The sequence below is a fragment of the Bradyrhizobium sp. AUGA SZCCT0158 genome (assembly GCF_018130065.1).
In the GTDB taxonomy this organism is placed as follows: Bacteria; Pseudomonadota; Alphaproteobacteria; order Rhizobiales; family Xanthobacteraceae; genus Bradyrhizobium.
This window is the reverse complement of record NZ_JAFCME010000037.1, coordinates 1-13,501: the sequence shown is the minus strand read 5'-3', so window position 1 is coordinate 13,501 and position 13,501 is coordinate 1. Positions and strand designations below refer to the sequence as shown.

The following is a 13,501-nucleotide window of genomic DNA, read 5'->3' as shown; positions in this document are numbered from 1 at the left end:
GTCTCTTGGGACCATCCTGTTAACCTAGGCATCTTGTGTCAATCGGCCAGAGGGGAAAATCACGCCGCGGCGCATTCAAAGTAGCGTCCCTGGCAGTTTCCATAGCAGTCCCCATGCCTTGGAATTAACCGTGCCGCACAAAACGGTAGCCGAGCCGCATTGAAAATGCTTACTTTGTTGCGTTGCGTTGCTCGTCTGCCCGCCGGTGATGCCCGTCGGGTTCCCCGCTCTCGGTATGGATGTGTGAGCCCCATGGCCATGGCCAAGTCAGACCAACCCACCACGATCAAGAAATACGCTAACCGGCGGCTCTATAATACCGGCACCAGCACCTATGTGACGCTCGAGGATCTCGCAGCGATGGTGAAGGATGGCGAGGATTTTCTCGTCTATGACGCCAAGACCGGTGACGACATCACCCGCTCGGTGCTGGCGCAGATCATCTTCGAACAGGAAAACAAGGCGGGGCAGAATCTGCTGCCGACCACGTTCCTGCGCCAGCTGATCCGCTTCTACGGCGACAGCATGCAGATGGTGGTTCCGAAATATCTGGAACAATCGATCGACACGCTGACGCGCGAACAGGAAAAGTTCCGCAAGCAGCTCACCAACACGTTCTCGGGAACGCCGTTCGCGCCGCTCGAAGAACACGTCCGCCGCAACATGGAACTGTTTCAGCAGACGTTCTCGATGTTCAAGCCGTTCGTGCCGCCGCGCGGCGGCGTGACGCCAGCCGAACCCGAGAAAGCGCCGGAGCCGGCGGCCACCGAAGACAACATCGACGACCTTCGCCGTCAGATGAAAGACATGCAGGACCGCCTCGAGCGCATGTCGAAAGAGCCGAAGAAGGAAGAGTAGCGTACGCTCTCTCCACGTCGTCCCGGGCTTGACCGGGACCCATACGCCGCGGCCCATCGGTGAGCACGTTGGCGTTAGATACCTTCGATAACCATCAGCGCCGCGGCGTATGGGTCCCCCGATGCGCATTGCGCATCTGAGATCGCGCTTCGCTTGTCCGGGACGACGGCTGATAGTTCAGCGCAAGAAATTTCAACTCGCCGCGGGCAACACCGTCCCGGCCGGCACGGCCCACGGCCGCTCCGGCGAGGCGAGGCCGATCAGTCGGCCCTGGATGTAATCGCAACCCCATTCGCGCAGCATGACCGCGGACTCTTCGTCCTGCACCCATTCCGCCACCGTCTTGATCTGCAGCCGCCGCGCCAGGTCGATCAGCGTCTGTACGAAGGCGCGGTCATCGGCCGAGCGCGCGATGTTCTGCACGAAGGCGCCGTCGATCTTGACGATGTCGACGCCGAGCTTGCGCAAATTCCGGAACGAGGTGTAGCCGGCGCCGAAATCATCGATCGCGATCCGGCTGCCGAAATTCTTCAAGCGGGTGACGAAGCCCCTGATGTCGTCGATATCCTGGATCGCAACGGTCTCGGTGATTTCCACGATCAGCCGTTCGGCCACACCCGGATGCGCACGCATCAGGGATTCGATCGAGGCCGACCAGTCCGGATCCATCGTGGTGTCGGGTGAGATGTTGAGGCTGAGCTGTACGTTCGGTGACGCCGCGAGTTCGGCGACCGCGAGCTCCAGCACGCGGTGATCGACCAGCCGGATCAGGCCAAGTCGTTCCGCGACGGGGACGATATCCGGTGCCAGCAACGCCTGGCCGTTGGCCTGCTCCATCCGCACCAGGCATTCGTAGAACGCCGGCTGGCGCGAGCGCGCTTCGACCACCGGCTCGAACGCGGTCACGATCCGACGCTCGTTCAGCGCGGTGACGATTTCGTCGGTGACGCGGATGTTGACGCGGCGCTGCGCGTCGCGCTCCACATTGGGCTTCCACAGCGAAAATGATCCGGCACGGCGGCCCTTGGCGCCATCCAGCGTTTCCTGGGCGCGGGTGACGGCCTCATCGGCGCTGCGGGCGTAACGCGGGATACTGATCGCGCCGATCGACGCGGTTACCGACACCGGGCCGGACACGGTCGGCACCACCTCGTCGCGAATGCCGGCGAGAAACCGCTCGGCCGCGACATTGGTGTCGTCGACGGTGCAGTTGCGCAGGATCAGCCCGAATTTGTTGCCGGAGAATCGTCCGAGCACGTCGCCACCGCGCAGCCGCGCACGAATACGTTTTCCGACTTCCGCGATCACGCCATCGGCGACATCGAAGCCGAAAGCGTCGTTGACGCGCGCCAGATGGTCGATGCCAATCAGCATGAAGGCGCAGGACGAGCGGAAGCGCGCGGCTTCCTCGATCGCCTCGGCGAGCGCCGCGATCAAATGGGTGCGATTGAGTTCGCCGGTCAGCGGGTCGTGCCGCGAGAGCCGCACGAGCTGCTCATCGCGGGCGCGGCGCTCATTGTCGACGCGGACGACGCCTTGCGCGCGCGCCGGCTTGCCGTCGGCGCCGGCGAACCAGCAGCCGGTTTCCTCGATCCAGATCACGGGCGCGGAGGTCGAGGCCCGCACGCCATATTCGATCCGGTAGGCTGTGCCCTCGCCGCCGCGTGCCGGGGCCGTGTGACCCAGCGCGTCTGACCGGATCGACCCTTTCGGCTCGATCAGCTTGGCGAACCCGGCGCCGCTGGCCAGCGCTTCCGGGGCGATGTCGGTAAAGACGGAGGCGGCGTTATCGCTCCAGACGATGCTGTCGGCGGCGAGATCCCAGACGAAACTGGCCTGCCCGAGCGAAGCGAGGATGCTGGAGGCTTGCGGGACAGCGGACATCGAAGTCGCCTCGATTCGGGACAGCCCAAAGACAGGCCAAAGACAAGCAAGGTGATTCTGGCTAGCCTGAGGATAGTGGTTCTATCGAATCTGACGCTAGGCAAAGTTGATAAATAATCTGGAAACCACGTTTTGCGGCTGTCGCAAACCTTCGGGAACCAACCGCCACGTATCGGCATAGGCCTTGCGAGGAGCAGATCGAAGTAGGGTTTCACGTCCCAAAACGTGACAGTTTTAGCCGGTTGCGGTGTGCGATGCTGGATACCGAACGATCAGAAGATATCCTGGACGTAGACGTCTCCGACGCCAACGCGCCGGCCTGTGTCGCGCTCGTGCCGGTGACCCAACCGGTGCACTGGTCGCGGAAAGCGACCATGGCGCGCCCCGACCCGACCTTTCTGACTCAACTGATCGCGACCGCCGACCAGGCCCCACAAACGCGCTGCATGCGACGTGCCTCGATCGAGGATGCGCAGGCGGCCTATGGCGCACACCCACAGGAACGCCGCAGCGTGGCACGGCGGACCCGGCAGGTCATCTGAGCAAGAAATCTGATCCGACGACCGGTCAGCGCGGCGGCTTGTCCGGGGACGGAGTCGTACCGCTACCCGGCTGTATCCCCGGCGAGGGGACTTCCGGCGAGGGGACCTCCGGCGAAGCCGCATGGGGCGCGACAGCAGGTGCGGGTGCCGGTTCCGAGCGATCCAGCAGCACTGATTCAGCGACCGATGCTGCGGGCGGCGCTGGCGCTTTTGCCGGCGCAGGCTCTGGCTTCGGCTCGGCCACTGGCGGCTCGGCCTCCGGTTCAGCTCTTCTGGTGCCCTTGGCGGACACCGCAGGCGCCACGACCGCACGCCGCCGCGTGCGCAAGGCAAGGCCGGACAGGAAGTCGACCAGCGCAAGCGACGTCAGCAGGAAATAGGTTGAGGTGCCGAACTTCGGCCACAGCACGAATTCGGCAGCGGCCGCGCCGAACACGATCAGCGACAGCAGATGGTCGGTGAGATATTTCGCGCCGGGACGCGCGCCTTTGATGACTTCGAACATCAACAGGAAGATGCCGACCGCGACCAGAACGTCGCTCAGCGTCACCTGCCATTCCACGCCCGACATCAGCATCAGCTTCAGCAGCGGCGTGCCGAAAGCGACTTCCGGCATCAGGAAGGCGATGATGTTGTAGATCGCGAGCGGAATCAGGAGTAGCGGAAATCCGACCATGGACATCGGCAAGGCCTTAACTAAAGGAAACTTGAACGCTCCTAAGGCGAAGCTTCACGCTTCGCCACCGGGAACCGTCTTACCCCATCCGTTGGCCGAATTCAGGCAGGCACGGCTGAACCGCCGCGCCAAGCCTGGGCCCGATCAGGATTCCTTCTTGGCCTTCAGAACCTGCCGGCCCTTGTACATGCCGGTCTTCAGGTCGAGGTGGTGCGGACGGCGCAATTCGCCCGAATCCTTGTCTTCGGCATAGGTCGGCTTCTTCAGGGCGTCCGCCGAGCGGCGCATGCCACGCCGCGAGGGCGATGTTTTTCTTCTGGGAACGGCCATAACGGTCCTCTAGGGGTGTTGTCGGAGGGCATCGTGCTAGGTAGCAGACCGCCCAGCGCTTCAAAGCACGGGCTGCGATGCCGATAAGGCCGCGCTTATAGAGGAAGGGATGACGTAAAGCTAGGCTTTGCCAAGGTTAAATCGGCCGAAAATTGGCTCAAAATGCACGATTTTCGCTCCAGCAGCGCTGCAAGGCCGCTGCATTCGCCCGGGCCATGTAGGTGCCGGCCAGACGCCGCACCCCGGGCCCGGGATTCCGGGCGCTGCGCCTGACGGGATTTGGCAGGATCGCCGCCAGCAGGGCCGCCTCGCGCGGCGACAGGGTCGCAGCCGAACGACCGAACGCGTATTGGGACCCTGCCTCGGCGCCGAACTGCCCGGAGGGGCCGAGTTCGGCGATATTGAGGTAGATCTCGAGAATCCGCTGCTTGGACAGCACCAGGTCGATCCACATCGCCAGCGGCAGCTCCAGCGCCTTGCGGACCACGCTGCGGCCCGGCCACAGGAACAGGTTCTTGGCCACCTGCTGGGTGATGGTGGAGCCGCCACCCGACACCTCGCCTTCTTCGTGATCCTCGATCGCATCCTGCAGCGCGCTCCAATCGACCCCGCGATGGCCGCAGAATTTGGCGTCCTCGGAGCCCACCACCGAACGCGGCAGCGCCGGCGACATCGCCTTGAAATCGATCCATTGCCGCGACACCGGCGCGCCCTTGAGCCAGCGCCAGGCCATCAGCGTCGAGACCGGATGGCCGGTGCGATAGAACGGCGTCACCAGATACGGCAACAGCAGCAGCGCCAGCAAAATCAGCAATAAGATTCGGACAAAGCGCAAATTCGAATGCTTCCGGTTCAGCCCAGCCGGGTCGAGGATCGGTCAAGAGACCCCTTAATAGGTGACATCACCATGATATTTCGTGGGTTTTCCAGCGCTTTTAAGGCGTCTCAAGCCGGGAGGCGGAATTGACTGACGCCGTGCCATCAACGATTGTCCGGCAAAATTGACGACGAAGTTGACCTGGAGCCATTCTTAAATGACGACCGCCACTGCCGATTTTACCAAACGATTGGATCAGACCGCCGAAGATACCGAGGCCCTGCTGGCCAAGCTGCTGTCGGATACGCTGTTATCAGACGAGATCGCGCGGCCGAAGCGGCTGATGGACGCGATGCGCTATTCAAGCCTCGGCGGCGGCAAGCGCCTGCGGCCGTTTCTGGTGGTCGAGAGCTCGGCCGTGTTCGGGGTTCCGCGCGACGCGGCGCTGCTGGCCGGCGCCGCGCTCGAATGCATCCACTGCTATTCGCTGATCCATGACGATCTGCCGGCGATGGACAACAGCGACCTGCGCCGCGGCCGGCCGACGCTGCACAAGAAGACCGACGACGCCACCGCGATCCTCGCCGGCGACGGTTTGCTGACGCTGGCGTTCGACATCGTGACCCGCGACGAGATTCATTCCGATCCCACCGTGCGCCTGTTGCTGACCCGTGCGCTCGCCCGCGCCTCGGGGATCGGCGGCATGGTCGGTGGACAAATACTCGACCTCGCCGGCGAAGGCCGGTTCGGCGACCGCGAACCGGTCGACGTGGCGCGGCTGCAGCAGATGAAGACCGGCGCGCTGCTGCGTTATGGCTGCATCGCGGGCGCGATCCTCGGCCAGTCCACGCAACAGGAGTATCAGGCGCTCGACGATTACGGCCGCGCGCTCGGCGAGGCGTTCCAGATCGCCGACGATCTGCTCGACGTCGAGGGCGACGCCGCCGCGCTCGGCAAGCCGGCCGGCGCCGATGCGGCGCTCGGCAAGACCACCTTCGTCACCCAGCTCGGCATCGACGGCGCCAAGCAGCGCGTGCGCGATCTGCTGGCGCGCGCGGATTCCGCGCTGTCGATCTTCGGCGCCAAGGGTGACGTGCTGAAGGCCGCGTCGCGCTTCGTCGCCGATCGCAAGAGCTGACGTGCCATCGCAGAAGAAGGAACTCGACGAGTTCGTCGACCGGTTCAGGAAAAAGCCGGTTCTGCTCCGTGTGGTCTATGGGCGGCCACGCACCTTCATCGCGATCGCGGTCGGTATCATTGCGTTCTTTTTGCTGCCGGGCTCGCTACGGCTGGTAACGCGGTTGCTGGTCAGCTGGGATATTTTCGTCGCGTTGTATCTGGTGCTGGTTTTCACCATGGTGTTTCGCAGCGGCATGGCGCACATCCGCCGCAACGCGGCGCTGCAGGACGACGGCCGCTTCCTGATCCTGCTGCTGACGGCGCTCGGCGCGTTTGCCAGCATCGCGGCCATCGTGTTCGAACTCGGTGCCTCCAACCGCAGCGCGCCGGGACTGGTGCTGGCGACGGTGACCATCGCTTTGTCATGGGCGGCGGTGCACACCGCGTTCTCGCTGCACTACGCGCACGAATATTACCGAAGCGGCAAACCGGGCGGCCTGCTGTTTCCGAGCGGCGACCAGCATGAGGACGCCGATTACTGGGATTTCGTCTACTTCTCGTTCGTGATCGGGATGACCGCGCAGGTTTCCGATGTCGGGATCACCGACAAGATCATCCGCCGCACCGCGACCGTGCACGGCATCATCGCGTTCGTGTTCAATACCGCGCTGGTCGCACTGATGGTCAATATCGCCGCAAGTGCAATCTAGACCCTTGTTTTGACGCGTTTTCTTCACGCGAACCGGTATCCACTTCGCTCGAAAACGCTATGTCGCGTCAGCGGCACACCTGGATATTGCCGCCGCTTGGATATGGGCCGCCCGCCTCAAACGTCCTGAACTCGACGCGGCAACCGGCGCTCGCGGAACGGCAGCCGGACTGATCGCATACGACCTGGCCAGATGCCCGGCCGGATGCCTGAGGCGATCCTTGAGGCCGGGGCGCGCTGACCTCGGGCCGCGGCCGTTCCCGAACCGGACGCTCCGGGCGATCATCGGTATCACGTTTGGCCACCGGCTTATTGCCGCGACGCTTTTCGCATTCATTGTCGTCGTTGAGCACCGAACCCTGGGCGCAAGTGATCCTGCTGCAGCGGTCGCCATCGACCCTGAAACCATGTTCGCAGACCAGCGGACAGACGCGTGACGGTTTCAGCTTGATCGCATCCAGCGCGTCGACGCTGGCCACTTTGGCATCAAGCCTGGTCCCGGCGTAGCGGTTGAACAGCGTCAGCGAGCGCTGCGAAGCCGCGTTCCAGTCGCCATCGGCAGCGCCGGTCAGGCAGCCGACACGGCGCAGTTCGGCCTGCACCGATTTGGTGACGTCGGCCGGGGCCGATGCGGGGGGCAGGGCCGCGAGATTGACGGCCTTTTCCTTGACGGGTTCCTTGACAGATTCCTTGGCGGGCGCGGGTGCTTCAGCTGCGAGGCGTTTCTGTTCGGCCGCCGCAGCCTGGTCCTGCGCAATCTGCTTGGCTTTTTCGGCGGCGATGCGCGCCTGCTCGGCGGCCCTGACATCGGCCTCGGCCTTCGACTGCTCCGATCGCTGGGCGCCTTCGGCGACGAGCCGTGCCCGCTCCTGCTCGGCCAGCCGCGCCTTCTCGGTGGCGGCGATGCGGATTTCCTCGGCGGCGATCTTGTCGAGCTGCAGCTTGGCGAGGCTGGCGTAGAAGCCGTCGGGATATTGCTTGAGGAAGGCATCGAGCGCGTTCTTGTTGCCGAGCTGAAGCGCCAGTTCGTAGTCGCGGCGGGCTTCGGCCTGCGCGCTGAGTGCGGGCGCAGGCGCCGCTGCGGCGGGCGCCGGTTTGGCAGGGGCCGGCACCAGCGGCACGTCTTCGCCGCCCAGCGAACCATAGACAAACGGCTCCTGCCGGTTGCCGGTGGTCTTGAGCACTTCGTCGCGGACAAATCCGAACGCGCGGCGCACGTCGAGCCCCGGCGTCGCGATATGGCGCGACAGCGCTGCCGTGAACGGGCTGTTCTGGCCGTCGCCATCGGCCGCGGTGAATCCGGCCTTGGCCGAATAGGCGATCAGCACGTTCGGGCTGCTCGGCTCCACCTTGGCCAGGCCCTGCCCGATCGCGCGCGAGGCGACCGTCCGCTTCATGGTCTTGGCAAACGGATTGTCCCGGCAGGCATCGAGAATGACGAGCCGCAATTTCTTGGCCGGCTCGATCGCGATCAGCACGCGATCCAGCGACAGGGCCTCGTCGTAAACGTCCGTATCGCGTTCCAGTTTTGCATCCACCGGAATCAGATAATTCGAGCCGTCCACCTCGATGCCGTGGCCGGCGTAATAGACGACGGCGATGTCGGCATCCCGGGCACGGTCGGCGAAGTCGCGCAGCGCGCGCCGGGTTTCGGCAGCGGGCAGATCGCGGCGGGAATCGACGACATCGAAGCCGGCCTCCCTCAGCGTCGCGGCGATCTTGGCGCTGTCGTTAACCGGATTGGCAAGCTGCGGGACATTCCTGTAGGCGGAGTTGCCAAGCACCAGGGCGACGCGCTTCTCGGCAAACGCCGGCTGGCACACCGCCAGCAGCGCCGCGGCGGCAAGCACCCATCGATGCAATTTTAGAGATCCAGACCTGATCATGACGCTTCCGGAGCCTCGCACTTTCGCACCGGGTATACCTATCATGGGCATAGGGCCGGCTTTGTGAGTTGGGTCACGAACCGCATCGACCCGGATCGCGCCGCCATTTTACCGCCAATCCGGCAAACAGGCCACGGGTCCGCCCGTTGGCCGGTCGTGTTTGAGCCAGGCTCGTCCGGCCGGCCTCGTCCCGCCAATTGCTACGCCTATTCCGGGCGTTCAGCCCGGACAACGTGACCCTGGTACTGCGGCAAATCGTCGGTGATGGAGAACCAGGGCGCCTTGGAACCCACGAAGATGTGGGCGGACGGGCGGATCGAGGGAGCATCGACCAGCGTCCCCATCGCAACATGGACGAAGGCGCCATCGCGCACCACCGAATAGAGCAACGAGCCGCATCGCCGGCAGTGCGCGTTATGGCCGGCATCGTCGCCATGGATCATCACGATATCGTCACCCGCGGTGATACTGAGCCTGTCGCGCGCGATTCCGGCAAACGGCTTGAACGCCGAACCGGTGGTCCGCCGGCAATTCGAACAATGGCAATTGAGGGCATATTCGAATGAATCGGCCACGGCGTAACGCACCGCGCCGCAGAAGCATTCTCCGGCCAGAATGCGAGCATTCGAATTCGCTGAACCCGTCATGATTCAATTCCCTGCTGCGGTCTTGAACTCATCCATAGCGCAATGCATCTGTTCGTGGCTTACTTCAATTCGAACAATCCTGCATCCCGGGGAGGACTATTGTGAGCGAAGACCGATCGAGCGTCGAAGCCGTCGTCCAGAATTATTTCGACGGCCTGTATGAAGGCAATGCCGACAAGCTCGGCGCGATCTTCGATCCCACCGCCGATTTGCGCTGGGTGGAGAAGGGCGAATTGCAGGTGCTGACCGTGCCGGACTGGCTGGACCGCGTGCGCAAGCGCCCGTCGGCGAAGGCGGAAGGCAAGCCGCGCGAGGACTTCATCGTCACCATCGACCGCTCGGACGAGTCCACCGCCTTCATCAAGGTGCGCTGCCAGTTGCCGCCGCGTTACTTCACCGACTATCTGGTGGCGATGAAGCTCTCGGACGGCTGGAAGATCGTCTCGAAGTCCTATCGTTACGATCTGCGCGAGTAGCCTCCGTCCGCGGGTCCCTCCGACCGGATTGACGTCCAAGGGGTTTCCCTGCGAATTGGGGGCGTCATGGAGACCAAATTTCAGATCTTTTTGATCCTGCTCGCCGTGCTGGCCGGTACCGCCCTGCTGGCGCGGCGGGTCAATGTCGCGTCGGCGATCCTGATGATGCTCGTCGGCATCGCGCTCGCCTTCGTGCCGGGCATGCCGTCGATCGAACTGCCGCCGGAACTGGTGCTGGTGGTGGTGCTGCCGCCGCTGATCTATTCGGCCAGCGTCGCCATGAGCTGGCGCGAGTTCAAATTCAACCTCCGCCCGATCACGCTGCTGGCGGTCGGCTGCGTGATCTTCACCGCTTTCGCGGTCGCCGCCGCCACGCATTATCTGATCGGGCTGCCATGGACCGTCGGTTTCCTGCTGGGTGCCATCGTCGCACCGCCCGACGTGGTTGCGCCGCTGGCGATTGCCCGCAAGCTCGGCATGCCGCGCCGGATCCTGGTCGTGCTCGAGGGCGAGGGCCTGGTCAACGATGCGACCGCGCTGATCCTCTACCGTTTCGCGGTCGCGGCGATCCTGACCGGCATGTTCTCGCTGCCGAAGGCCACCGGCACGTTCGCTGTCATCGTCGTCGGCGAGTTGCTGTTCGGCCTCGCGGTGGGCTGGCTCAGCCTGCGCATGCGCCACCGCGCCCGCGATCCGCAGGTCGAGATTACGCTGTCGCTGATCACGCCCTACCTCGCCTTCTGGGTTCCGCACCATCTCGGCGGTTCCGGCGTGATCGCGACCGTCGCGTGCGGGCTTTATATGAGCTGGAACGGGCCGCTGCTGATCTCATCGGCCACCCGCCTGCAGGGCATCTTCTTCTGGGACCTCGTGATCTATCTGGTCGAGGGCCTTCTGTTCCTGCTCACCGGCTTCCAGATGCGCTCGCTGTACGAGAAGTCGAAGGCGTTTCCGCTGGACGAGATCCTGTTCGCCACCGCGCTGGTCACGGTGATCGTGATCGTCGCGCGGTTCGCCTGGGTCTTTCCCGCCATCTATCTGCCGCGCCTCTTGAACCCGCGCCTGCGGGCGCGCGATCCCAGTCCTCCCTGGCGAAACACCTTCGTGATCGCCTTCACCGGCGTGCGCGGCGCGGTGTCGCTTGCCGCGGCGCTGGCACTGCCGCTTGCACTGCCGAATGGCGACGCGTTCCCGCATCGCGACCTGATCCTGTTCGTTTCCTTCGGCGTCATTTTCATCACCCTGGTCGGGCTGGGGTCAGGCCTGCCGCTGGTGGTGCGCTGGCTCGGGCTGACGCAGGCCGGCCGCGACGAACACATCGCCGAGCACGAATCCGAGATCGCCGCGCGGCGCGAGGCGCTCGATGCCGCGCTCAAATCGCTCGATGCCATCACCAACGACCGCGAACTGACCGACGAAGTCGTCAAGCTGCTTCGCGCCCGGCACGTATCCCGCACCAACCAGCTGCCCGATTCATTCGATCCCGACGTGCAGGACGCCTCGGCAGCCGGCACCGAACTGACGCGCGAATTGATCGCGACGGAACGGAAATTCATTCACGCCTTGCTGCGCGACGGCAAGATCACCGACGAGACCCGGCGCCGGATCGAGCGCGACCTCGATCTGGAGGAAGCGAGTTTGAGCAACCGGGAGTATCGAAGGATTCCGTTGTAGGCCCGCATCCATCCACACGTCGTCCCGGCCTTGAGCCGGGACCCATAACCACCGTCGATCATTGTTTTACACGCTGATCGTTGCCTTCCTTTTTTCACAACGCCAGCCGCGGCGTGATGGGTCCCGGCCTTCGCCGGCACGACAGTCACTCCGCCGCAACATTCCGCCCGGGGCCGCCGACGAACCCCGCCGCATCGCCGAAGCGTTCGATCATCACGGCGGTGAGGTCTTTCGTCTTGCTGGTGACGCAGGCGCCGGAGCGCACCGTGTAGCGGTCCTGATGCCGGGCATGCGGCGGCGCCTCGCCCTGCTGCAGGGCGCGGGCGGCCTCCATCACCAGTTTGCGGAAATGCATGATGCCCAAATCAGTCGGGCCGAGATGTTCTCGCGTCCGGTCGGCAATCGGGCCCTGGCTGTCCTGCACCGCGGCGTCCTGTTCGGAGACGCCCTTGATGCCGGTGTAGCTTTTTGTCTTCTGCAGCTTGCGGTCGATCAGGTAGTCGTTGGCCTTGTTGCGCAGCGGAATGTAGTTCTCGTCGACTTCCGACATCACGCCGTTGCCGCGGTCATAGCCGTCGCGCTCGGCCTGCGTCAGCGGCCGCTCGGGATTCCACGCGTAAGTGTAGATCCAGCAACTGGTGTCGGTCACCGGAACGAAGCTTTGGCCAAAAATGTTCTCGCCCGGCATCGAGCTCGGCGCATAGGCATGCACCGGCATCAGGAACTGGGCGATGCGCCAGTAGATGTTGTCGGACCCGGTGCGCCGCCCGCCGGCGACGGTAAGTCCGGCCGCGTGCGGGCTGATCTTGATCACCGGGCGCGGGTCCTCGGCGATCCAGCGCATGTGGTCGGTCGCAACGCGCGTCAGCGGGTTCACAAAATGCTTCTTGATGTCGAGGATCTCGTTCTCTTCCTTCTCGAAGCTGAGATGCGCGAAGGTGAAATGCGCGGTGTCGATCGAACCTTCGAGCGCCTGCACCCAATTGCAGTCCTGCCATTTCTTGGCGACGTAGCGGTGCGAGGCCGGCACCAGCGCCATTTCCAGCGCCGGCAATTCCGGCATCTGATCCGCCGGGCCCATATAGGCCCAGATCATGTCGCCCCATTCGCGCACCGGATAGGATTTGATCCTGATCAGGTCCTTTGCATTCAGATCGGGATAGGAGGTCGGCATGTCGACGCAGTTGCCATCGGTGTCGAACTTCCAGCCGTGATAGACGCAGCGGATGCCGCACTCCTCGTTGCGGCCGAGCCAGAGATTGGCGCCGCGGTGCGGACAATATTGGTCGATGACACCGACGACGCCTCTGGAGTCGCGGAAGGCCAGCAGTTCCTCGCCCATCACGACGATCTTCTTCGGCGTGCCGTCGGCGTCAGGCAATTCCGCCGACAGCAGCACCGGCATCCAGAACCGGCGCAGCAGTTCGCCCATCCCCGTTCCAGCACCGCTTTGGGTCAGGAAGGCGTTGTCTTCGGCGCGGAGCATAGCGTGACCTCCGGAGTTTTGTTTATTGCTTTTGACAGAGATTGGCGCAGGTCAAACGAGGCGTCAACGTGGGTATTGAGTGGGTACAACGGTCGTCATCCCCGCGCAGGCGGGGATCCAGTACGCCGCGGCTTCTCGGTTCTATCATCGGCGCCTCTGGAATACTGGATCACCCGCATGCGCGGGTGATGACAGCTGAATGTGTGTTTACCTTCTCGCGACGCATTGCGCCCGAGCTTTGTCAGAAATTCCTTGCCCCGAAATGAGAGGGCGCAGGGAAGACCGGGTGCGCGCTGCACCCGCGGTCTCGTGTGCGGTTAGCACAAAACAAAGTGCACACGAGCATACAGGGCAGCGGAGAACACCCGGCCTTCCCTGCGCAATGGCTTTACGGCTT

At 63.9% G+C, this 13,501-nt stretch carries 13 protein-coding genes; 6 read left to right on the top strand and 7 right to left on the bottom strand.

Translation table 11 applies throughout. The features are described 5' to 3' along the window. Positions 1-258: 258 nt before the first annotated feature. A complete protein-coding gene (phaR, locus tag JQ574_RS31725) occupies positions 259-858 on the top strand; it encodes a polyhydroxyalkanoate synthesis repressor PhaR (protein WP_212213804.1) in 600 nt (199 codons plus the stop codon). Positions 859-1,050: 192 nt separating this feature from the next. On the opposite strand, the gene JQ574_RS31720 is transcribed toward phaR, so the two are convergent. Then, positions 1,051-2,742 (bottom strand): bifunctional diguanylate cyclase/phosphodiesterase, encoded by a 1,692-nt coding sequence (locus JQ574_RS31720; protein WP_212213802.1) that lies wholly within the window; start codon positions 2,740-2,742, stop codon positions 1,051-1,053. Between the two features lie 254 nt (positions 2,743-2,996). Here JQ574_RS31720 and JQ574_RS31715 point away from each other — a divergent pair, with 254 nt between their 5' ends. Beyond that, complete coding sequence (locus JQ574_RS31715) at positions 2,997-3,284, top strand: hypothetical protein (RefSeq protein WP_212213800.1); 288 nt, start codon at positions 2,997-2,999, stop codon at positions 3,282-3,284. Positions 3,285-3,309: 25 nt separating this feature from the next. On the opposite strand, the gene JQ574_RS31710 is transcribed toward JQ574_RS31715, so the two are convergent. The 3 genes from JQ574_RS31710 to mtgA all read right to left on the bottom strand — a co-directional run bounded on the left by JQ574_RS31710 (position 3,310) and on the right by mtgA (position 5,125). After that, the gene (locus JQ574_RS31710; RefSeq protein ID WP_212213930.1) at positions 3,310-3,960 is read right to left on the bottom strand and encodes a hypothetical protein; all 651 of its coding nucleotides are present in this window, start codon (positions 3,958-3,960) and stop codon (positions 3,310-3,312) included. A gap of 144 nt (positions 3,961-4,104) precedes the next feature. Further along, the gene (gene rpmF / locus JQ574_RS31705; RefSeq protein ID WP_027540899.1) at positions 4,105-4,290 is read right to left on the bottom strand and encodes a 50S ribosomal protein L32; all 186 of its coding nucleotides are present in this window, start codon (positions 4,288-4,290) and stop codon (positions 4,105-4,107) included. Between the two features lie 157 nt (positions 4,291-4,447). After that, positions 4,448-5,125, bottom strand: coding sequence for a monofunctional biosynthetic peptidoglycan transglycosylase (mtgA, locus tag JQ574_RS31700; RefSeq protein WP_212213798.1), 678 nt, complete (start codon positions 5,123-5,125; stop codon positions 4,448-4,450). A 199-nt stretch (positions 5,126-5,324) separates the two neighbouring features. Between mtgA and JQ574_RS31695 the strand changes: the two genes are divergently transcribed. Further along, entirely contained in the window at positions 5,325-6,245 is a 921-nt protein-coding gene (locus JQ574_RS31695; protein WP_192736443.1) for a polyprenyl synthetase family protein, read from the top strand. A 1-nt stretch (position 6,246) separates the two neighbouring features. Continuing rightward, on the top strand, positions 6,247-6,936 hold the full coding sequence (locus JQ574_RS31690) for a DUF1345 domain-containing protein (protein WP_212213794.1): 690 nt from the start codon (positions 6,247-6,249) through the stop codon (positions 6,934-6,936). Between the two features lie 67 nt (positions 6,937-7,003). On the opposite strand, the gene JQ574_RS31685 is transcribed toward JQ574_RS31690, so the two are convergent. Continuing rightward, on the bottom strand, positions 7,004-8,821 hold the full coding sequence (locus JQ574_RS31685) for a caspase family protein (protein WP_212384161.1): 1,818 nt from the start codon (positions 8,819-8,821) through the stop codon (positions 7,004-7,006). 206 nt (positions 8,822-9,027) lie between these two features. Continuing rightward, entirely contained in the window at positions 9,028-9,468 is a 441-nt protein-coding gene (locus tag JQ574_RS31680) for a GFA family protein (protein ID WP_212213788.1), read from the bottom strand. Between the two features lie 101 nt (positions 9,469-9,569). Here JQ574_RS31680 and JQ574_RS31675 point away from each other — a divergent pair, with 101 nt between their 5' ends. Beyond that, the gene (locus JQ574_RS31675) at positions 9,570-9,944 is read left to right on the top strand and encodes a nuclear transport factor 2 family protein (RefSeq protein WP_211998201.1); all 375 of its coding nucleotides are present in this window, start codon (positions 9,570-9,572) and stop codon (positions 9,942-9,944) included. 66 nt (positions 9,945-10,010) lie between these two features. After that, positions 10,011-11,618, top strand: coding sequence for a Na+/H+ antiporter (locus tag JQ574_RS31670; protein WP_212213785.1), 1,608 nt, complete (start codon positions 10,011-10,013; stop codon positions 11,616-11,618). A gap of 145 nt (positions 11,619-11,763) precedes the next feature. Here JQ574_RS31670 and JQ574_RS31665 read toward each other — a convergent pair whose 3' ends face one another. Continuing rightward, entirely contained in the window at positions 11,764-13,104 is a 1,341-nt protein-coding gene (locus JQ574_RS31665) for a Rieske 2Fe-2S domain-containing protein (RefSeq protein WP_212213781.1), read from the bottom strand. Between the last annotated feature and the right edge of the window lie 397 nt (positions 13,105-13,501).